The sequence below is a fragment of the Streptomyces sp. NPDC079141 genome, from assembly GCF_040686775.1.
GTDB lineage: Bacteria > Actinomycetota > Actinomycetes > Streptomycetales > Streptomycetaceae > Streptomyces.
Genome location: NZ_JBFBLP010000007.1, coordinates 300143 through 319891 on the forward strand (window position 1 = coordinate 300143; position 19749 = coordinate 319891).

Annotated in this window: 16 protein-coding genes; 4 read left to right on the plus strand and 12 right to left on the minus strand. The window is 71.0% G+C overall.

All coding sequences use genetic code 11. From position 1 onward, the window contains the following. Positions 1–154: 154 nt before the first annotated feature. The 4 genes from AB0Q90_RS21625 to sucC all read right to left on the minus strand — a co-directional run bounded on the left by AB0Q90_RS21625 (position 155) and on the right by sucC (position 4609). Positions 155–604 carry a MarR family transcriptional regulator gene (locus AB0Q90_RS21625; RefSeq protein ID WP_363159848.1) on the minus strand — a complete coding sequence of 150 codons (450 nt, stop codon included), beginning with the start codon at positions 602–604 and terminating at the stop codon, positions 155–157. 311 nt (positions 605–915) lie between these two features. After that, entirely contained in the window at positions 916–2457 is a 1542-nt protein-coding gene (locus AB0Q90_RS21630; protein ID WP_363159847.1) for an aldehyde dehydrogenase family protein, read from the minus strand. Between the two features lie 107 nt (positions 2458–2564). After that, entirely contained in the window at positions 2565–3464 is a 900-nt protein-coding gene (sucD, locus tag AB0Q90_RS21635) for a succinate--CoA ligase subunit alpha (RefSeq protein ID WP_363159846.1), read from the minus strand. 14 nt (positions 3465–3478) lie between these two features. Then, the gene (gene sucC, locus AB0Q90_RS21640; protein WP_363159845.1) at positions 3479–4609 is read right to left on the minus strand and encodes an ADP-forming succinate--CoA ligase subunit beta; all 1131 of its coding nucleotides are present in this window, start codon (positions 4607–4609) and stop codon (positions 3479–3481) included. A gap of 144 nt (positions 4610–4753) precedes the next feature. On the opposite strand from sucC, the gene AB0Q90_RS21645 reads away from it, so the two are divergent. The 4 genes from AB0Q90_RS21645 (at position 4754) to AB0Q90_RS21660 (ending at position 11351) form a co-directional block, all read left to right on the plus strand. Continuing rightward, positions 4754–6436, plus strand: a complete 1683-nt coding sequence (locus AB0Q90_RS21645) for a thiamine pyrophosphate-binding protein (protein WP_363159844.1) — start codon at positions 4754–4756, stop codon at positions 6434–6436. A 10-nt stretch (positions 6437–6446) separates the two neighbouring features. Then, positions 6447–7688, plus strand: a complete 1242-nt coding sequence (frc, locus tag AB0Q90_RS21650) for a formyl-CoA transferase (RefSeq protein ID WP_363159843.1) — start codon at positions 6447–6449, stop codon at positions 7686–7688. A gap of 4 nt (positions 7689–7692) precedes the next feature. Next, entirely contained in the window at positions 7693–9837 is a 2145-nt protein-coding gene (locus AB0Q90_RS21655) for an acetate--CoA ligase family protein (RefSeq protein ID WP_363159842.1), read from the plus strand. A gap of 122 nt (positions 9838–9959) precedes the next feature. After that, entirely contained in the window at positions 9960–11351 is a 1392-nt protein-coding gene (locus tag AB0Q90_RS21660) for an OFA family MFS transporter (RefSeq protein ID WP_363159841.1), read from the plus strand. A gap of 128 nt (positions 11352–11479) precedes the next feature. On the opposite strand, the gene AB0Q90_RS21665 is transcribed toward AB0Q90_RS21660, so the two are convergent. From AB0Q90_RS21665 to AB0Q90_RS21700, 8 genes are all read right to left on the minus strand, one after another. Beyond that, on the minus strand, positions 11480–12520 hold the full coding sequence (locus tag AB0Q90_RS21665; RefSeq protein ID WP_363159840.1) for a sugar phosphate isomerase/epimerase: 1041 nt from the start codon (positions 12518–12520) through the stop codon (positions 11480–11482). A gap of 80 nt (positions 12521–12600) precedes the next feature. Beyond that, the gene (locus AB0Q90_RS21670) at positions 12601–13980 is read right to left on the minus strand and encodes a nucleotide pyrophosphatase/phosphodiesterase family protein (protein ID WP_363159839.1); all 1380 of its coding nucleotides are present in this window, start codon (positions 13978–13980) and stop codon (positions 12601–12603) included. Beyond that, on the minus strand, positions 13977–15134 hold the full coding sequence (eboE, locus tag AB0Q90_RS21675) for a metabolite traffic protein EboE (RefSeq protein WP_363159838.1): 1158 nt from the start codon (positions 15132–15134) through the stop codon (positions 13977–13979). Before eboE ends, AB0Q90_RS21670 begins: the two co-directional genes overlap by 4 nt. A 3-nt stretch (positions 15135–15137) precedes the next feature. Continuing rightward, positions 15138–15986: a TatD family hydrolase gene (locus tag AB0Q90_RS21680; protein WP_363159837.1), complete on the minus strand. Its 849-nt coding sequence runs from the start codon at positions 15984–15986 to the stop codon at positions 15138–15140. Next, positions 15986–16699, minus strand: a complete 714-nt coding sequence (locus AB0Q90_RS21685; RefSeq protein WP_363159836.1) for an EboA domain-containing protein — start codon at positions 16697–16699, stop codon at positions 15986–15988. Before AB0Q90_RS21685 ends, AB0Q90_RS21680 begins: the two co-directional genes overlap by 1 nt. Continuing rightward, positions 16696–17592 (minus strand): sugar phosphate isomerase/epimerase family protein, encoded by an 897-nt coding sequence (locus AB0Q90_RS21690; RefSeq protein WP_363159835.1) that lies wholly within the window; start codon positions 17590–17592, stop codon positions 16696–16698. The genes AB0Q90_RS21685 and AB0Q90_RS21690 overlap by 4 nt, the downstream gene beginning before the upstream one ends. Next, positions 17589–18560, minus strand: a complete 972-nt coding sequence (locus AB0Q90_RS21695; protein ID WP_363159834.1) for an SCO3242 family prenyltransferase — start codon at positions 18558–18560, stop codon at positions 17589–17591. The genes AB0Q90_RS21690 and AB0Q90_RS21695 overlap by 4 nt, the downstream gene beginning before the upstream one ends. Next, complete coding sequence (locus AB0Q90_RS21700) at positions 18557–19741, minus strand: inositol-3-phosphate synthase (RefSeq protein ID WP_363159833.1); 1185 nt, start codon at positions 19739–19741, stop codon at positions 18557–18559. Before AB0Q90_RS21700 ends, AB0Q90_RS21695 begins: the two co-directional genes overlap by 4 nt. Positions 19742–19749: the final 8 nt, after the last annotated feature.

Here is a 19749-nt window from a genome sequence, read left to right on the forward strand (position 1 = left end):
TGTCTGCCGCCTGGCCGGGGGTGTTCCCCGCGGCGACATGGACAACAATACCAAGGTTTCGGAGTGCGTTTCACCTGCGTATCCGTGCGGTCGGGGCCTGTGAGCAGGGCCGGAAAGCGTCCGCCGGAAGGTTTCACCAGGAGTGAGGTCGTCGTCACTCGGTGACGTGGTCCTCCAGTGCCAGCAGCCGGAGCGCGCGGATCAGCGTTGCCGCGGTCTCCTCGTCCAGCGGGGACAGAAAGCGCCGCTCGGCGGCCGCGCGGGCCTGCTCGGCCTGCCGGAGGCAGTCCTCCCCCGCCGGTGTGAGCTCGACTATGTTCTTGCGCCGGTCCTGCTGGCTACGTCTTCGCGCCACCAGGCCGTGATCCTCCAGTCCGTCGAGGAGCGAAACCATGGTGGTGCGGTCCACGCCTAGCCGCCCCGCCGCCTCGGCCTGCGACAACGGGCGCGCGTGCGACAGCACCGCCAGCACGGCCAGCTCCTGTCCGTCCACCCCGTAGGGAACCAGCGCCGCGGCGGACGTCCTGGCCAGCCTGATCTGCGCGAGCCTCAGGAGGTGGCCGATCCGGGTGCCGGAAGACGCGGGATGCTCGTCGCTGACCATGCGCCGACTGTAGCGATCAGGATCCGACCCGACCCGATCAATCGGAGGGCCGGGAGGTCTCGATCATCCGGGGGCCGTGCGTCCCGCGGGGTGCGGTCCTGCGCGGTTCGGTCCCGCGGTGTGGTTCCGCGCAGTGCGGTGACCGCCCGGCGTCCGGCACGTCCGGCACCGCTTACAGTCCGGCGATCACGGCTGACACGGCCGACGGTCCGGCCGTCACGGCTGACACAGCCGACAGTCCGGCCGTCACGGCCTGAGGACGCCGCACGGGGACGGACGGACCCGACACTCCGCCCCCGCCGGCCCGACCATCACGGCATGAGGTGATACTCCGGGAAGTTCCCCGGCAGCCGCTCCCCGGCCGGCCCGAGCGTCACCGCCCGCACCAGCAGCTCGCCGCCGACGAACGCGCCCCGCCAGGACGCGCCGAAGCCGCCGAACAGTTCGTCGCGGTCGCCGCGGGAGCGCGGTGTGCCGTGGCCGACCTTGAAGGCGCGGATCTGCGGGGCGAGCCGGTCGTAGGTGGCACGGTCGTCCGTGGAGAGCGTGGCCACGAGGGCGCCGTTGGAGGCGTTCATCGCAGCCAGCAGCTCCGCCTCGGTGTCGACCAGGACGATGGTGTCGACCGGGCCGAACGGCTCCGCGTGGTGCAGCGGCGAGGACGGTGGTGGGTTGAGGAGCGTGACCGGCTGGACGTACGCCGCCGTGTCCTGGCCGGTCAGGAAGCGGGCGTCGGACAGCCTGCCGCGGTGCAGTGGGACGGCGCCCCGGTCGATCGCCTCGGCGACCTGGTCGTGGAGCTCCTTGGCCTTGGCCGCATTGATCACCGGACCGAAGTCCAGCGCCGGGTAGGGGTCGTCGCTCTGCTCGACGGCCAGCGGGTGGCCGACCCTGAGCGTGCGCACCGCCGGGAGGTACGCCGCCAGGAACTCGTCGAACAGCTCACGCTGGACGACGAAGCGCGGATACGCCGTGCAGCGCTGTTTGCCGTAGTCGAAGAGTTTCGGGACGACCGCCGTGAGCGCTTCCCAGTCCGTGTAGTTCCAGATGCCCCAGGTGTTGAGTCCTTCCTGTTCGAGTACATGGCGCTTGCCGAGGTCGGCGACGGCCGTGGCCACCGCGGCGCCGGTGTCGCGGCCGCCGACGAAGGAGACGCAGCCGATCTCGGGCGCCCGCACCAGCGCCTGGGACAGCTCGCCTCCGCTGCCGCTGACGAGGGTGACGGGGATGCCCTCGCGGGCGGCGAGTGCACAGGCCAGGGTGAGACAGGCGACACCGCCGTCGGTCGGGGTCTTGGCGATGACCGCGTTGCCTGCCAGTGCCTGTACCAGTACTGCGTGAACGAGCACGCTCATCGGGTAGTTCCAGCTCGCGATGTTGGACACCGGCCCGTCCAGCGGAGCGCGGTCGGCGAGCATCGGCTCGATTCCGTCGACGTACCAGCGCACGCCGTCGATGGCCCGGTCGACGTCGGCCTGGGCCAGCCGCCAGGGCTTGCCGATCTCCCAGACGAGCAGCAGGGCGAGCAGTTCGCGGTGTTCGGTGAGGGCGTCGAGGGTGGCCGCGACCCGGGCGCGGCGCTCGTCGAGGGGGATGTGGCGCCAGGCGCGGTGCTGGTCGAGCGAGGCGCGGACGGCTCGGTGGGCGGTGGCGCGGTCCAGCCGTGGCGGGCCGGCGACGGGGGTGCCGTCGACGGGGCTGGTGGCGGGCAGGGCCCGGCCGTCCGCCTGCCAGGCGCCGTTCCAGAGGTTGAGGACGCGGTCGTCCCGGAATGCCTCGGGGGCGACGGCGAGGCAGCGCTGCCAGGCGTCGGCCCAGGAGGTGCCGGTTTTGAGGGTGAGGGTGGTTGCCATCGGGTTGCTCCGCTCTCGGTGCACAGTCGGGGGCGGGATGGGCAGCGGACCGGCCTCGGAGCCGATCTCCGAGGACCGGGCGGCCGCTGTCCGGTGCATGGCTCAGGTCAACTATGGGTGACCTGGCGCTGCTCTTCGAGACGGGAGAGCACAAGTTTCGCGGTCTCGGTCGGCGTGCTTCCCACACTGACCCCGACCGCCTCCAGCGCCTCCTTCTTCGCCTGCGCGGTTCCGGAGGAGCCGGACACGATGGCGCCCGCGTGCCCCATGGTCTTGCCCTCGGGGGCGGTGAAGCCCGCGATGTAGCCGACGACCGGCTTGGTGACGTGCTCCCGTATGTATGCGGCCGCGCGTTCCTCCGCGTCGCCGCCGATCTCCCCGATGAGTACGACGAGTTCGGTGTCGGGGTCGTCCTGGAATGCGGCCAGGCAGTCGATGTGGGTCGTTCCGATCACCGGGTCCCCGCCGATGCCGACGCAGGTGGAGAAGCCGATGTCGCGGAGTTCGTACATGAGTTGGTAGGTGAGGGTGCCCGACTTGGAGACCAGTCCGATACGGCCCGGTTTGGTGATGTCGGCCGGGATGATGCCGGCGTTGGACTGGCCGGGAGTGATCAGGCCCGGGCAGTTGGGGCCGATGATCCGTGTGCCCTTCTGCCGGGCGTACGTGGTGAAGGCGACGGAGTCGTGGACCGGGATGCCCTCGGTGATGACGACCGCGAGGCCGATGCCGGCGTCGGCGGCCTCCACGACGGCCGCCTTGGCGAAGGCGGGTGGCACGAAGACGACGCTCACGTCCGCTCCGGTCTCCGCCATGCCCTCGGCCACGGAGCCGAAGACGGGGACGGCACGGTCGTCGAAGTCGACGGTGCGGCCGGCCTTGCGGGGGTTGACGCCGCCGACGACATTGGTGCCGGAGGCGAGCATGCGCCGGGTGTGCTTCATGCCCTCGCCGCCGGTCATGCCCTGGACGAGGACCTTGCTCTCCTTGGTGAGGTAGATGGCCATGGTGTCCCGTCTCCTTAGGCTGAGGTGGCGAGTTGGGCGGCGCGGCGGGCGGCGCCGTCCATGGTGGTGGCCTGCTGGACCAGCGGGTGGGCGCGCCCGTCGAGGATGGCGCGGCCGCGGGCGGCGTTGTTGCCGTCGAGTCGGACGACGAGCGGTTTGGTCAACTGCACCTCGTCCAGGGCCTGCACGATGCCGTCGGCTACCGCGTCGCAGGCGGTGATGCCGCCGAAGACGTTGACGAAGACCGACTTCACGGCCGGGTCCGAGAGGATCACGGACAGCCCGTCGGCCATGACCTGTGCCGAGGCTCCGCCGCCGATGTCGAGGAAGTTGGCGGGTCGGGCGCCGCAGCCCGCGACGACGTCGAGGGTCGACATGACCAGTCCGGCGCCGTTGCCGATGACGCCGACCTCGCCGTCGAGTTTCACGTAGTTGAGGCCCTTGGCCGCGGCCGCCGCCTCCAGCGGATCGTCGTGCGCCGCGCTCTCGTCGCCCCAACGCGCCTGCCGGAAGACGGCGTTGTCGTCGAGGGTCACCTTGCCGTCGAGGGCCAGGATCTGTCCGTCCATCGTGCGGACGAGCGGGTTGACCTCGACGAGGACGGCGTCCTCACGGACCAGCACCTCCCACAGCCGCACCAGGACGTCGACGGTCTGCGGCGGGAGTCCGGCCTTCTGCGCGATCTCGCCCGCCTTTGCCGAGGTGACGCCCTCGGCCGGGTCGATGTGGATGCGGGCCACCGCCTCGGGCCGGGTGGCGGCGATCTCCTCGATCTCCATGCCGCCCTCGGCGGAGGCGATGGCGAGGAAGCGGCCGGCCGCGCGGTCGAGGACATAGGAGACGTAGAACTCGCTCTCGATGTCCACGGGTTGGGCCAGCATCACCTTGCCGACCGTGTGGCCCTTGATGTCCATCCCGAGGATCTGACGGGCCGTGAGTTCGGCCGCGGCCGGGTCGGCGGCGAGCTTCACCCCGCCCGCCTTGCCGCGGCCACCGGTCTTGACCTGGGCCTTGACCACAACTCGCCCGCCGAGGGCGCGGGCCGTCTCGCGGGCCTTCTTGGGTGAGTCCGTCACCTCGGCCCTCGGCACCAAGATGCCGTGTTCCTCGAAGAGTTCCCTTGCCTGGTGCTCGTACAGGTCCATCTCGGCTCCTGTCTGAAAAGTGCCGCACGCCCCCTGGACACCACCCACCGGATGCGGGATAACAAGCTTCATACAGTATTCGTCGACTGTATGCAATGTACCGCGAGAGCGTTCCAACCCCCTACGAAGGGACAGGACTTCGCCATGCCCGACGACACCCAGGACGTGATTTCCGGTGGTCATCTCGTTGCCAAAGCGCTCAAGGCCGAGGGGGTCGACCGCATCTACACCCTGTGCGGCGGCCACATCATCGACATCTACGACGGCTGCGTCGACGAGGGCATAGAAGTCGTCGACGTCCGGCACGAACAGGTCGCCGCCCACGCCGCCGACGGTTACGCGCGCATCACCGGCAAGCCCGGCTGCGCGGTCGTCACCGCGGGGCCCGGTACGACCGACGCCGTCACCGGTGTCGCCAACGCCTTCCGCGCGGAGTCCCCGATGCTGCTGATCGGCGGCCAAGGCGCCCTCACCCAGCACAAGATGGGGTCCCTCCAGGACCTTCCGCACGTCGACATGATGACGCCGATCACCAAGTTCGCGGCCGCCGTGCCGGACACGGCACGCGCCGCGGACATGGTGTCCATGGCGTTCCGCGAGTGCTACCACGGCGCGCCCGGGCCCTCCTTCCTGGAGATCCCGCGCGACGTCCTCGACGCCAAGGTGCCGGTGAGCAAGGCACGTGTGCCGAAGCCCGGCGCCTACCGCGCCTCGACCCGCTCGGCCGGCGACCCCGAGGCGATCGAGAAGCTCGCCGACCTGCTCGTGCACGCCGAGAAGCCGGCCATTCTGCTGGGCAGCCAGGTGTGGACGACCCGCGGCACCGAGGCCGCCGTCGAACTCGTCCGCACCCTCAACATCCCCGCGTACATGAACGGAGCGGGCCGCGGCACCCTCCCGCCCGGGGACCCGCACCACTTCCAGCTCTCCCGCCGGTACGCCTTCTCCGGCGCCGATGTCATCGTCATCGTCGGGACGCCCTTCGACTTCCGTATGGGCTACGGCAAACGGCTCTCGCCGGACGCGACCGTCGTGCAGATCGACCTCGACTACCGCACCGTCGGCAAGAACCGCGACATCGACCTGGGGATCGTCGGCGACGCCGGACTGGTCCTCAAGTCCGTGACCGAGGCCGCTTCCGGGCGCCTGAACGGCGGGGCGTCCAAGCGCAAGGAGTGGCTCGACGAACTGCGCGCCGCCGAGCAGACCGCCCTTGAGAAGCGGCTGCCGCAACTGCGCTCGGACGCCTCGCCCATCCACCCGTACCGACTGGTCAGCGAGATCAACGACTTCCTCACCGAGGACTCGATCTACATCGGCGACGGCGGCGACATCGTCACCTTCTCCGGCCAGGTGGTGCAGCCCAAGTCGCCCGGCCACTGGATGGACCCCGGCCCGCTCGGCACGCTCGGCGTCGGCGTCCCGTTCGTGCTCGCGGCCAAGCAGGCGCGGCCCGACAAGGAGGTCGTCGCCCTCTTCGGCGACGGCGCGTTCTCCCTCACCGGCTGGGACTTCGAGACCCTCGTCCGCTACGACCTCCCCTTCGTCGGCATCGTCGGCAACAACTCCTCCATGAACCAGATCCGTTACGGCCAGAAGGCCAAGTACGGCGAGGCGCGCGAGCGGGTCGGCAACACCCTCGGCGACGTCCACTACGACAAGTTCGCCCAGATGCTGGGCGGTTACGGCGAGGAGGTCCGCGACCCCGCCGACATCGGCCCCGCGCTCCGGCGCGCCCGCGAGTCCGGAAAGCCCTCGCTGATCAACGTCTGGGTCGACCCGGACGCGTACGCCCCCGGAACCATGAACCAGACCATGTACAAGTGAGGTGGCCCCGATGACTGGTACGCCCACCAAGGCACTTGACGGCATCCGTGTCCTGGACATGACCCACGTCCAGTCCGGGCCCTCCGCGACCCAGCTGCTGGCCTGGCTCGGAGCGGACGTCGTCAAGCTGGAGGCGCCGACCGGCGACATCACGCGCAAGCAGCTGCGCGACGTCCCCGACGTCGACTCCCTCTACTTCACGATGCTCAACTGCAACAAGCGGAGCATCACCCTGAACACCAAGACCCAGCGCGGCAAGGAGATCCTCACCGAGCTGATCCGGCGCTCGGACGTCATGGTCGAGAACTTCGGACCGGGCGCGGTCGACCGGATGGGCTTCACCTGGGAACGCATCCAGGAGATCAATCCACGAATCGTCTATGCCTCCATCAAGGGGTTCGGCGACGGCCCGTACACCAACTTCAAGGCGTACGAGGTCGTCGCGCAGGCCATGGGCGGGTCCATGTCGACCACCGGGTTCGAGGACGGGCCGCCGCTGGCGACGGGGGCCCAGATCGGGGACTCGGGCACGGGCGTCCACGCCGTGGCGGGGATTCTCGCGGCGCTGTTCCAGCGTGAGAGCACCGGGCGCGGTCAGCGGGTGAACGTGGCCATGCAGCACGCCGTCCTCAACCTCTGCCGGGTGAAGCTGAGGGACCAGCAGCGCCTGGGCCACGGCCCGCTCGCTGAATATCCGAACGAGGACTTCGGCACGGAAGTTCCCCGCTCGGGAAACGCGTCCGGCGGCGGTCAGCCCGGCTGGGCGGTCAAGTGCGCGCCGGGCGGCCCCAACGACTATGTGTACGTCATCGTGCAGCCCGTCGGCTGGCAGCCCGTCAGCGAGCTGATCGGCCGGCCCGAGCTGGCCGAGGACCCCGAGTGGGCGACGCCGGAGGCCCGGCTGCCCAAGCTCGGCAAGATGTTCCAGCTGATCGAGGAGTGGTCCTCGACCCTGCCCAAGTGGGAGGTGTTGGAGAGGCTCAACGCCCACAACATCCCGTGCGGGCCGATCCTGTCCACCAAGGAGATCATCGAGGACTCCTCGCTGGTCGACAACGAGATGGTCGTCACCGTCCCGCACCCCGAGCGGGGCGATTTCGTGACCGTCGGCAGCCCGCTGAAGCTCTCCGACTCCCCCGTCGAGGTGACCAGTTCACCGCTGCTCGGCCAGCACAACGAAGAGGTCTACATCGGCGAGCTCGGTCTCGGCGACGAGGAACTGCGCCTGCTCAAGTCGAACGGAGTGATCTGACGTGATGGCCGAAGACCGCGTCCTTAGGGTGCGCACGCTCCTCGACTCCGTGCGGGCCGAGGGACGCACCGCGCTGACCGCACCCGAGGGCAAGGTGGTCGCCGACGCGTACGGGATCGCCGTACCCGGGGAGGAGTTGGCGACCGACGTCGACGAGGCGGTGGCGTACGCGGCGCGCTTCGGCGGGCCCGTGGTGATGAAGATCGTCTCGCCGGACATCCTGCACAAGACCGACGCCGGCGGAGTGGTCGTCGGGGTGGAGGGCGCCGCCGAAGTACGGGCCGCGTTCCACACGATCGTCGACAACGCGCGCGCGTTCAACGCATCCGCGCGCATCGAGGGCGTACAGGTGCAGGAGCTGCTCCCGAAGGGGCAGGAGGTCATCGTCGGCGCGGTGACCGACCCGACGTTCGGCAAGGTCGTGGCCTTCGGGCTCGGCGGGGTGCTGGTCGAGGTCCTCAAGGACGTCACCTTCCGGCTCGCGCCCGTGGACGGGGACGAGGCCCTGTCGATGCTGGACTCGATCCGGTCGGCGGAGATCCTGCGCGGGGTGCGCGGCCAGGCGGCCGTGGACCGGTGGGCGATCGCGGAGCAGATCCGGCGGGTGTCCCAACTGGTCACGGACTTCCCCGAGATCGCGGAGGTCGACCTCAACCCGGTGATCGCCACCGCGGAGGGAGCGGTCGCCGCCGACATTCGCGTGATCCTCTCCGAAGCACCCGCGAAGCCGCGCCGCCGCTACACGCGGGACGAGATCCTCACGTCCATGCGCCGCCTGATGCAGCCCTCCTCGGTCGCCGTGATCGGCGCCTCCAACGAGCAGGGAAAGATCGGCAATTCGGTGATGCGCAACCTCATCGACGGCGGCTTCTCCGGAGAGATCCATCCGGTGAACCCCAAGGCCGATGACATTCTGGGCCGCAAGGCGTACAAGAGTGTCACGGACGTTCCCGGTGAGGTGGATGTGGCGGTCTTCGCGATCCCCGCCAAGTTCGTGGCCTCGGCCCTGGAGGAGGTGGGACGCAAGAAGATCCCCAACGCCGTGCTGATCCCCTCCGGCTTCGCGGAGACCGGCGAGCACGAACTCCAGGCGGAGATCGTGGCGATCGCCGAGCGGCACGGCGTACGGCTGCTCGGACCGAACATCTACGGCTACTACTCGACGTGGCAGGACCTGTGCGCCACGTTCTGCACGCCCTACGACGTCAAGGGACCGGTGGCGCTGACCTCGCAGTCCGGTGGCATCGGCATGGCCATCCTGGGCTTCGCCCGCACCACGAAGACGGGCGTGTCGGCGATCGTCGGCCTCGGCAACAAGTCCGACCTGGACGAGGACGACCTGCTGACCTGGTTCGGCGAGGACCCGCACACCGAGTGCATCGCGATGCACCTGGAGGACCTCAAGGACGGTCGCGCCTTCGTGGAGGCCGCGCGGGCGACCGTACCGAGGAAGCCGGTGGTCGTGCTCAAGGCCGGGCGTACCGCGGCGGGCGCGAAGGCGGCCGGCTCGCACACGGGCGCTCTCGCCGGGGACGACGCCGTGTACGACGACATCCTGCGGCAGGCCGGTGTCATCCGGGCGCCCGGTCTGAACGACATGCTGGAGTACGCGCGCGCGTTGCCGGTGCTGCCCACTCCCCAGGGCGACAACGTCGTGATCATCACCGGGGCCGGCGGCAGCGGGGTCCTGCTCTCCGACGCGGTCACCGACAACGGCCTGTCCCTCATGGAGATCCCGCCGGACCTGGACGAGGCCTTCCGGAAGTTCATCCCGCCCTTCGGCGCCGCGGGCAACCCGGTGGACATCACCGGGGGCGAGCCGCCGTCGACGTACGAGGCGACGATTCGGCTGGGTCTGGAGGATCCGCGCATCCACGCGCTCGTGCTGGGCTACTGGCACACCATCGTCACGCCTCCCATGGTCTTCGCCGAGCTCACCGCGCGCGTGGTGGCCGAATTCCGGGAGCGCGGGATCTCCAAGCCCGTGGTGGCCTCGCTCGCGGGTGACGTCGAGGTCGAGGAGGCCTGCCAGTACCTCTACGAGCGGGGGGTCGTGGCGTATCCGTACACGACCGAGCGGCCGGTGGCCGTGCTCGGCGCCAAGTACCGGTGGGCCCGGGCGGCGGGCTTGTTGGGGGGCGGCTCATGAGGTGAGGGAGCGGGGGGCCGGTCGACGGTGCGCGTCGGCCGGCCCCGGGACCCGTGCGCGCACGAAAGGCATTGGACAGGGGGCGCTGGCCAGAACTTTCGACGCAAGGGGTGCTGAGCGACATGACAACCACCGACCTCTCGACATCCGCCACCTACAGGGAGGTGACGGACCGCAACGGCCGCGTGTACCGGATCGGGGAGACCGACCGGGACATCATGGGGCGGCCACGATGGACCATGGTGCTCTTCCCGTGGATGGGCATGCTGGGCATCAGTTCCTCGGAGTACGCGTTCACCTCCGCCGAGGACACCCTGCACGAGGCCCATCTGTGGGACAGCGGGCACATCTTCTGGCTGATGGGCGTCTGGGTGTTCTTCCAGGCGGCCGTGGCCTTCCCGGCCGGGCAGCTGAGGGAGAGCGGAAAGCTCCCCGCGCGGTACGCGATGATGCTCGGCGCGCTGGGCACGATCCTCGGATATCTCTCACTCGCGTACGCGCCGCACGTGACCGTCGCCTATCTCGGCTTCGGCATGTGCAGCGGCATCGGCGCCGGCCTCGTCTACGCGACCTGCGTGAACATGGTCGGCAAGTGGTATCCGGAGCGCAAGGGCGGCAAGACCGGCATGGTCAACGGCGGTTTCGCCTACGGCTCCGTGCCTTTCGTGTTCCTGTTCACCTCCTACATGGACCTGAGCAACTACCAGGGCGTCCTGGTGATGGTCGGTCTCATCTGCTGTGCGGTCGTGGCGTTCGCGGGCTGGTTCTTCAAGGACCCGCCGAAGAACTGGTGGCCGCCGCACGTCGACCCGCTCAGGCAGACCGACGACCCGAAGATCCGCCGGGCACTGGAGAAGAACCCGCCGGCGGTGAAGCAGTACAGCCCGAGGGAGGCCGCACGTACACCAGTCCTGTGGATGATGTGGTTCTGTCTGCTGTGCACGGCCGGGATCAATATCTTCGGCATCGCCTTCCAGGTGCCGTTCGGCAAGGACATGGGCTTCGCGGGCGGGATCGTGGCCACGGCGATGTCCCTGAAGGCGATCGTCAACGGCACCGGGCGCGGGGTCATCGGCTGGATCTCGGACCGCTACGGCCGCCGCAACACCCTGATCATCGTCTGTATCGTGCTCGGCTCGGCCCAGTTCGGTGTGCTGATCTCCGGTCAGATGGGCAGCATGCCGTTCTTCCTGTTCTGCTCCATGGTCTCCGGCTTCGGCGGCGGCGCGATCTTCCCACTGTTCGCCGCGATGACGGCCGACTACTTCGGTGAGAACAACAACGCCACCAACTACGGCATGGTCTACAGCTCGAAGCTGATCTCGGGGCTCGTGGGCTCCGGTATGGGCTCGATCGTGGTCGCCGCCTGGGACTACGAGGGCGCGTTCGTCATCGCGGGCTGCATCGGCCTGGCCTCGGCCGTACTGGCGCTCTTCCTGAAGTCACCCGGCCGGCCGCAGGCCGAGCGCAGCATCGTTCCCAACCCGCAACCGCTCGGCGAGGAAATGGCGTGACACGACGGCAGTTCCGTACGCAGCCGCAGACCGTCCCCACCCCAAGGTGACCGACTTCCCCGGTCCCGTCGCATACCTGAGGAGGCCCTCCCCGGCATGGGGAGGGCCTCCTCAGGCGTGTACGGCCGTCAGCAGTCCTCACGCAGGGAGTGCAGGTGCTCGCTCGAACGCCGTGCGAAGGTGAAGGACTCGGTCGGGTTGTCGTGCTCGGCCTGCCAGTGGTGGGCGAGCCGCTCGCCGCGCAGCCGGGTCACGCCGGAGATGAACCGCTGGTAGTCGATGTCGCCGTCGCCGACGTCGGTCATGCGGTAGCCGTAGGTGCTCGCCGGGTCGCTGACGCCGTCCTTGACATGGAAGAGCGGATAGCGGTGGGGCTGCTTGAGCACGTAGTCGAGGGGCTCGAAGGGCGCGGGGGTGCCGTCGGGCCGCTTGGAGAAGCGGAACTGGCCGGAGTACGCCCAGAAGATGTCCATCTCCAGGTGGACGAGGTCGGGGTCGGTCTCGGCGAGCAGCACGTCGTAGAGGCGGACCTTGGGGTTGTCGGTGGCGAAGGAGAACTCCTCGGAGTGGTTGTGCTGGTAGAACTTCATGCCGCGTGCCTTGGCGGCGGCTCCGTAGGTGTTGAACTCCTCGGCGGCGCGCTTCCAGGCGTCGACGGTGGAGCCGTAGCGGAACGGGCCGGAGGCGGTGCCGATGTGCTTGAGGCCGAGGGCCTGGGCGTCGTCGAGGACCTTGGTGAGGTTCTGCGCGAAGGTGTAGGCGTTGGGGTCGCTGGAGTAGTAGCCGACGTGGCTGCCGATCGGGTTCAGGCCGTGGTCCCTGGCCAGCCGCTTGAGCTGGGCGAGGGTGATCGGGCCGGCCGAGCCCTGGGTGTAGCCGGCGAACTCGACCTCGTCGTAGCCGTACTTCTCCAACTCGGCGAAGACGGCGGCGAAACCGAGGGTGGAGACCTTGTCGCGGAGGCTGTAGAGCTGGATGCCGAGCCGGCCGGGGGGCAGGACGGGGCGGCCGCGCCCGGCGGCGGAGGCATCGGTGTCGGTGGCGGCCGTCGCGGGGGCGGCTGCGGAGCCCAGCAGGGCGGCGGCGGTGGCGCCCGCGGCCACGCCGAGCATGCCGCGTCTGGTGAGGCGGTGGGTGAGTTCGGGGTCGGTCTGGGAGGTGCGGCTCATGCGGGAACTCCTTGTGGTCACAGGGCGTTGTCAGTGGTGAGTGCTTCACTTGTGACCAGTCGGACCCGAGGGTTCAGTCCTCAGGTGAGACCGGCGAGTCGGAGCAGCAGTGACTTCACATCGGTGGCCGCGACGCAGTCGCCGACAGCGCGGGGGGTGGAGCAGATGAGGAGCGGACCGTCGTCGTCGCTCGCGGGAAGGCGGCCGTGGCTGCCGCGAATAGGTGAGGGATCCAGGGGCACGACCGCCATCCGGTAGCGCAGACCGAGTTTCTTGCGCGCCAGGGCTGCGGCGGCCTTGACCTTGACGTAGGGGTCGAGCGGGTCCATGAAGAGTTCGACCGGGTCGTAGCCGGGTTTGCGGTGGATCTCGACGAGGCGTGCGAAGTCGGGCGCGCGGTCGTCGTCGAGCCAGTAGTAGTACGTGAACCAGGCGTCCGGCTCCGCGACGGCAACGAGTTCGCCGGAGCGCGGATGGTCGAGCCGGTGGGCCTTCTTGCCCTCGTCGTCGAGGAGTTGCTCGATGCCGGGCAGTCCGTCGAGCGCGGCCCGGGTCGCGTCGAGGTCCTCCGGGCGGCGTACGTAGACGTGGGCGATCTGGTGGTCGGCGACGGCGAAGGCGCGCGAGGCCATCGGGTCCAGGTACTCCATGCCGTCCTGCGTGTGCACCTCCAGCAGGCCCGCACGGCGCAGGGCGCGGTTGATGTCGACGGGGCGGCTCACGCGGGTGATGCCGTACTCGGACAGGGCGACGACGGTACGGCCCTCGGCGCGGGCGTCGTCCAGGAGCGGGGCCAGGGCGGTGTCCAGGTCGGCGGCCGCCTTCAGGGAGCGCGGGTCGTCGGGGCCGAAGCGCTGCAGGTCGTAGTCGAGGTGAGGGAGGTAGCTGAGCGTCAGGTCGGGGTGGCGGGTGCGCATGATGTGGCGGGTCGCGTCGATGATCCAGCGGCTGGAGACCAGGTCCGCGCCGGGGCCCCAGAAGTGGAAGAGCGGGAACGTGCCGAGTTTCTCGGTGAGTTCGTCGTGCAGGGCCGGGGGCCGGGTGTAGCAGTCGGGCTCCTTGCGGCCGTCGGCGTAGTAGATGGGACGGGGGGTGACGGTGTAGTCGGTGTCGGCGCCCATGGCGTACCACCAGCAGATATTGGCGACGGTGTAGCCGGGGTGGGCGCGGCGGGCGGCGTCCCAGAGTTTGTCGCCGGCGACCAGGCCGTTGTGCTGGCGCCACAGGAGTACGTCGCCGAGTTCGCGGAAGTACCAGCCGTTGCCGACGATGCCGTGCTCCGACGGGTGGGTGCCGGTGAGGAAGGTGGACTGGGCGGCGCAGGTGACGGCGGGCAGGACGGTGCCGAGCGGGGCGCGGGAACCGGACGCGCCGAGCGCCTTGAGGTGGGGCATGTCGTCGAGGAGACGGGGGGTGAGGCCGACGACGTCGAGGACGAGGAGCGGGGTGGGGGTGCTCATGGCAGCTCCTTCAGGCCGAGGTCCGTCAACAGGTCGCGGGCCAGGGTGAGTTCGGCGGCGATGCCGTCGGCGAGCTGGGCCCGGGTGGTGGGGCGCAGCTCGGGCGGGAGGGCCTGCCAGGTGTAGGTCTCGACCTCCAGGTGGCGGGTGAGCGGGTGCGGGCCGCCGACGAGCCGGGTCAGGGCGGTCTTCAGGACGGGGAGTGTGGAGGTGAGGGGCGCGGCGGGGGCCGCGTGCAGCGGGACGTGGAAGTGGGCGCGCCAGGGAGCGGCGTCGGGGAGCACGTGGTCGGTGAGGGCTTCGCCGAGGTCGTCGGTGCCGCGCAGGCCGGCGGCGGTGGCGGTGCGGGTCTGGTGCAGGAAGCGGGGCTCGTCGAAGGCGGCGAGGGCCTCGCGGACCTCGGGAAGGTGAGGGTGCTCGGCGTGCAGCGCGGCCGAGAGCTGGGACTTGACGACGGGGACCCGGGCCGCGGTGAGCGCGTCCAGGGCGGTGTGCGGATCTTCGAAGGAGGTGGCGAGGTGGCAGGTGTCGACGCAGATGCCGATGCGTTCGTGGCCGACCGCGGTGAGCGGGGCGATGGCGTCGGCGGTGGTCTCGACGATGCAGCCGGGTTCGGGTTCGAGGCCGACGCGGATGGAGCGTCCGGTCAGTTCCTCAAGGGCGTCGAGGCGTTCGGCGAGGGTGCGCAGAGCGGTGTGGGCCGTCTCCGTGGGCCGGGTGCGCCAGGCGAGCGGGAGGGTGGAGATGGTGCCCTCGGTGACGTCGTCGGGGAGGAGGCCGGCGAGGACCCGGGCCAGGGCGGTGGTGTGGTCGAGGCGCTCGGGGTCGGTCCAGTCCGGCCGGTAGACGCGGTACTTGACCTCTTCGGCGCCGAAGCCTTCATAGGGGAAGCCGTTGAGGGTGACGGCCTCCAGGCCCCGGCGGTCGAGTTCGCAGCGCAGGCCGCGCAGGGCGGACGGGTCGGTGACGAGGGCGTCGGCGGCGTCCTTGGCGAGCCACAGGCCGATGCCCAGGCGGTCGCGGCCGAGGCGGCGGCGGACGGGTTCGCAGTGGTCGCGGAGCTGGGTGAGGACGCCGTCGAGGGTCTCGGCGGGGTGGACGTTGGTGCAGTAGGCGAGGTGGACGGTGGAGCCGTCGGGGTGGCGGAAGCGCATGGCTCACGCACCGCCGCGGAGGATCGAGTTGCCCTCGTGGGTGGCGTCCGTGGTGGTGACGTCGAGGTTCAGTCGGCCGCTGAGCCCGTAGAAGGCGACGGGGTTGCGCCACAGCACCCGGTCGACGTCGTCCTCGGTGAAGCCTTCGGCCAGCATCAGGTCGGCGACGCTGCGGGTCTTGAGGGGGTCGCTGCGACCCCAGTCGGCGGCGGAGTTCACCAGGACCTGCTCGGGTCCGTAGGCGCGCAGGATCGCCACCATCCGCTCCTCGTCCATCTTGGTGTCGGGATAGACGGAGAAGCCCAGCCAGCAGCCGCTGTCCTTGGCTTCCTTGACGGTGGTCTCGTTGAGGTGGTCGACCAGGACGCGGTCCGGGGGCAGTGCGGACTCGGCGACGACGTCGAGGGTGCGGCGCAGGCCGGCCGCCTTGTCGCGGTGCGGGGTGTGCACGAGCGCGGGCAGTTCGTGGTCGGCGGCGAGTTGGAGCTGGGCGGCGAGGGCGGCGTCCTCGGCAGGGGTCATCGAGTCGTAGCCGATCTCGCCCACGGCCACGACCTGGTCCTTGACGAGATAGCGGGGCAGTTCGTCGAGGACGGGCAGGCAGCGCGGGTCGTTCGCCTCCTTGGGGTTGAGGGCGAGCGTGCAGTGGTGGGCGATGCCGTACTGGGCGGCGCGGAAGGGTTCCCAGCCGAGGAGGGAGTCGAAGTAGTCGAGGAAGGTGGCCGGCGAGGTGCGGGGCTGGCCGAGCCAGAAGGAGGGCTCGACGACGGCGCGGACGCCTGCGGCGTGCATGGCCTCGTAGTCGTCGGTGGTCCTGGACGTCATATGGATGTGGGGATCGAAGATGCGCATCAGGACTCCTTGCCGTGGGGGTGGACCGAACCGTGCGGTGAGCGTGGGGAGTCGGCTTCGGTCAGGGCCAGGACGCGGTACAGGTCCTCGGGCACGGGACGGCCCGCGGCGGTGCGTTCGGCGGCGTAGTCGCGGAGCATGCGGGCGAGTTCGAGGTCCGCGTGGGCGCGGCGGTCGAGGTCGGCCACCGTGTCGACGGACACGCCGGTGAACAGGCACTTCAGGACGGCGTGGCGCCACTGGTGGGGGTCGAGGTGCCGGGCGGCGTACGGGCCGACGGCGGCGGTGAGGAGCCGGGTGTCGTTGGCGCGCAGGGCGTCCTCGACGAGCGGGAGGGCGTCGGGGCCCGGCACGAGGTGAGGCAGGGCGTGCAGGACGGCGCGGCGTTCGGCGCCGGTGCCCTGGAAGTAGACACGGGTGACGGCCTCCGTGTCGGCCCGGGCCGCGTGAAGGATGAGGACGCGGGCGGCGTCGGCGTACTCGGGCCCGCAGCGGCGTCCGGCCTCGGCGAGGCGCAACTCCCATACGGAGATGGGTCCGTGGGTGCCGGGGTGGGCGGCGGCCTCGTCCAGGGCCTGGTCGAGCCAGGCGCGGGCGGCTGCGCCGAGGCGGTCGGCGAGGTGACCGTGCAGCTGGGCCGGCGGGGTGAGGGCGAGGGTGGTGCCCTCAGTGGCCGCCGCCGGCGTGCCCGTGGTGGGGCGCGGGTGGGTCATGAGGTGCTCCCTTCTGGGGTGGCGGAGGGATCGCCCCGGCGTGGAGGTGCGGCGCTGTGGAGGAACGGGAGGGAGTGTTCGGCGAAGTGGGGACCGGCGTGGGAGTGGCGGGGCAGTTCCACGACGGTCAGGCCCTGGTAGCCGGTGGCGGCGAGGGCCGCGAGGACGGGCGGGAAGTCGATCTCGCCGTCTCCGAAGGGGAGGTGTTCATGGATGCCGCGGCGCATGTCCTCGATCTGGACATGGCGCAGCCAGGGGGCGGCGGCGCGGACGCAGTCGGCCGGGGAAAGGGGTTCGAGGCACTGGCAGTGGCCGATGTCGAGGGTGAGTCCGAGGTGTTCCGGGTCGCCGAGGGCGTGGCGGAGGCGGTGGAAGTCGGCGAGCGTGGACAGGAGGTGGCCGGGTTCGGGTTCGACGGCGAGAGGGATGCGGGCGGTGGCGGCCGCGTCCAGGACGGGGGCGAGGGACTCGGCCAGGCGTTTCCACGCGGTGTCCGTGTCCGTGCCTTCGGGGGTGATGCCGCTGAAGCAGTGCACGGCGTGAGCCCCGAGATCGGCGGCGACCCGGACGGCCCGGAGCAGCAGGTCGACGCGTCGGGCGCGGTCGTCCGGGTCGGCGTCCAGCAGCGACGGCCCGTGCTTGCGGCGCGGGTCGAGCACATACCGGGCCCCCGTCTCGACGGTGACCCCGAGACCGAGGGCGTCCAGCCGGTGCGCCACGTGGCGCGTGCGGACGGCGAGGTCCGGCGCCAGTGGGTCGAGGTGCATGTGGTCGAGGGTCAGCCCGACACCGTCGTAGCCGAGGTCGGCCAGGAGGTGGAACGCGTCGTCGAGACGGAGGTCGGCGAGGCCGTTGGTGCCGTAGCCGAAGCGGAGGGAGGTGGTGGAGGTCATGTGATGCTCACCCTCTTCGCGAACCTGCGGCCCAGCGGGGCCAGGGCCGCGACGAGCACGGCGGTGGCTCGGGCGCCGGACCGGGCGGTGAGGGCGGCCTGGAGAGGGACCGTGGCGCGGATGCCTCCGGCGACGGCTCGTTGGGTGAGGGGAGGTGAGGCGTTGAGGGTGGCGTGGAAGTAGGGACGGGCCGCGGTCGCTGCGTAGGCGGCGGCGAGGGCGGCGCGCAGGATGTACGCCGCGGTCGACGCGGGCGCCGGGGTCGGTTCCGGCCGGCGGGCTCGCGGCGTTCCGGCTCCCGGCCGACCAGCGCCCGGTCGCGCGACTCCCGGCCGACGAGCGGCCCCGGGGTCAGGCGTGAGCAGGCGCGTCAGGACAGCGGTCGTCGTGAGAGCGGCCAGGGCTGTCAGGGGGGCACCACCCCGTGTCTCGCTTCGGGAGACGGCCGTCACCGCGAGGGTGTGGCTGCCGAGGAGGGCGGCGGAGGGGAGGGCGGTGCGGGTGTGGCCGGTGGTGGCCGCGGCGCCCAGGAGCAGGTCGAGGGCGCGGGCGGCGGCCATGGCCGCGGGGCCTGCCGGGGTGTGCTTCAGCTTGAGGTCGTAGGCCCAGACCGTGGCGGCGAGGGGTGCGGCGACGGCCAGGGCGGGGCGTCCGGCACGGACGGCCAGGGCCAGGCCGGTGCCGGTGAGGGCGCAGGCCGCCGTGAGGGCCGCGGTCGGTCGGATACGGCCGGAGGGGAGGGGCCGGTGCGGGCGTTCGGCCGCGTCCTCGTGGCGGTCGGCCCAGTCGTTGAGGGCCATGCCGGCCTCGTACAGGCACAGGGAGGAGCCGATGGCGAGCAGGGTGCGGGAGTTGGGGGGTGCGGCGGTGGCGGCCGCGCCGGCCAGGGCGTCGCCGGGGACGGTGAACAGGGCGGGCAGGCGCAGGAGTTCGGCCCAGGCGAGGGCGGGGTTCGGGTCGTGGCTCACTGTGTCTCCCCGGCGCTGTCGCCGCCGATGCCGGGCTGACCGGCGCCGCGGTCCTCGCCGGCTCCCCCACCCCGCAACCGCCCGGCGAACCGCACCAGTGCCGTGTACTGGTCCGCCAGTGCTGCCGGACCCTCGCCCAGTGGGTCCTTGAAGTAGAAGGCGAGGTCGGTAAGGGGGCCGGCGAGGCCCCTCTCGTGGGCGCGGGTGGTGAGGCGGGCCAGGTCGAGGATCAGGGGGGCCGCGAGGGCCGAGTCGCAGCCCTGCCAGATGGTCTGGAGGATCATGCGGGTGCCGAGGAAGCCGTCGAAGGCGATGTGGTCCCAGGCGGTCTTCCAGTCGCCGAGGGCGGGGACGTCGTCGATGTGGACCTCGCCCTCGGGGGCCTGCCCGAGGACGTCGGTGAGGACCCGCTCCTTGCCTGCGTTCTTGGCCGCCGCCGCGGCGGGGTCGGCGAGGGCGGCGCCGTCGCCGCCGCCCAGCAGGTTGCTGCCGGACCAGGCGCGGACCGTGAGGGCCCGCTGGGTGAACATCGGGGCCAGGACCGCGCGCAGGAGGGTCTGGCCGGTCTTGCCGTCACGGCCGGCGTACGGGAGGCCGGACACGGCGGCCGGTGCCGCGAGGGAGGGGTGGTGCAGGCCGGTGGAGGGGGTGAAGTTGACGTAGGGGCAGCCGGCGCGCAGGGCCGCTGCCGCGTACAGGGTGCTGGGCGGGAGTGCCCGGCCGGAGGGTGCGGGCTCGGTGGAGGCGACGTTCACCACCACCGCTCGCGCCAGACCGCGCTCGCGGACGAAGGATTGGATGTCGGCGGCGAAGGCGACGATCAGTTCGTCCTCGGTACGGGTGTCGCCGGGGAGCGGGCCGCCCGGCTTGATCTCCCGGTCGGCGGCGGCCAGTTCGGCGGCGACGGCGGCCGGGAGGCCGGGGGGCAGGACGCCGCCGGCGGCGAGTTCCTCCGCGCGTTTGGGCAGCGGGCAGTCCACCGTGTCGTGGCCGCCGAAGACGAGGGAGGGCAGCGGTGGCAGGCCGCAGTCGGCGAAGGCGGGGGTTTCGGTGACCATGCCCGTGGGCGGTTGCAGTCCCGCGGCGACGGCGGCGCAGCCCGCGACGACGGTCGTGGCGACGGAGCCGCGTGCCCCGATCAGCCACACACCGACGGGGGGACGGGAGAGGGACGCGGACATGGGCAGCC

Excerpts from the sequence above, each read along its gene's own strand:
- AB0Q90_RS21625 (WP_363159848.1), bottom strand. The coding sequence starts at position 604 with ATGGTCAGCGACGAGCATCCCGCGTCTTCCGGCACCCGGATCGGCCAC.
- AB0Q90_RS21630 (WP_363159847.1), bottom strand. The coding sequence starts at position 2,457 with ATGGCAACCACCCTCACCCTCAAAACCGGCACCTCCTGGGCCGACGCC.
- sucD (WP_363159846.1), bottom strand. The coding sequence starts at position 3,464 with ATGGCCATCTACCTCACCAAGGAGAGCAAGGTCCTCGTCCAGGGCATG.
- sucC (WP_363159845.1), bottom strand. The coding sequence starts at position 4,609 with ATGGACCTGTACGAGCACCAGGCAAGGGAACTCTTCGAGGAACACGGC.
- AB0Q90_RS21645 (WP_363159844.1), top strand. The coding sequence starts at position 4,754 with ATGCCCGACGACACCCAGGACGTGATTTCCGGTGGTCATCTCGTTGCC.
- frc (WP_363159843.1), top strand. The coding sequence starts at position 6,447 with ATGACTGGTACGCCCACCAAGGCACTTGACGGCATCCGTGTCCTGGAC.
- AB0Q90_RS21655 (WP_363159842.1), top strand. The coding sequence starts at position 7,693 with ATGGCCGAAGACCGCGTCCTTAGGGTGCGCACGCTCCTCGACTCCGTG.
- AB0Q90_RS21660 (WP_363159841.1), top strand. The coding sequence starts at position 9,960 with ATGACAACCACCGACCTCTCGACATCCGCCACCTACAGGGAGGTGACG.
- AB0Q90_RS21665 (WP_363159840.1), bottom strand. The coding sequence starts at position 12,520 with ATGAGCCGCACCTCCCAGACCGACCCCGAACTCACCCACCGCCTCACC.
- AB0Q90_RS21670 (WP_363159839.1), bottom strand. The coding sequence starts at position 13,980 with ATGAGCACCCCCACCCCGCTCCTCGTCCTCGACGTCGTCGGCCTCACC.
- eboE (WP_363159838.1), bottom strand. The coding sequence starts at position 15,134 with ATGCGCTTCCGCCACCCCGACGGCTCCACCGTCCACCTCGCCTACTGC.
- AB0Q90_RS21680 (WP_363159837.1), bottom strand. The coding sequence starts at position 15,986 with ATGCGCATCTTCGATCCCCACATCCATATGACGTCCAGGACCACCGAC.
- AB0Q90_RS21685 (WP_363159836.1), bottom strand. The coding sequence starts at position 16,699 with ATGACCCACCCGCGCCCCACCACGGGCACGCCGGCGGCGGCCACTGAG.
- AB0Q90_RS21690 (WP_363159835.1), bottom strand. The coding sequence starts at position 17,592 with ATGACCTCCACCACCTCCCTCCGCTTCGGCTACGGCACCAACGGCCTC.
- AB0Q90_RS21700 (WP_363159833.1), bottom strand. The coding sequence starts at position 19,741 with ATGTCCGCGTCCCTCTCCCGTCCCCCCGTCGGTGTGTGGCTGATCGGG.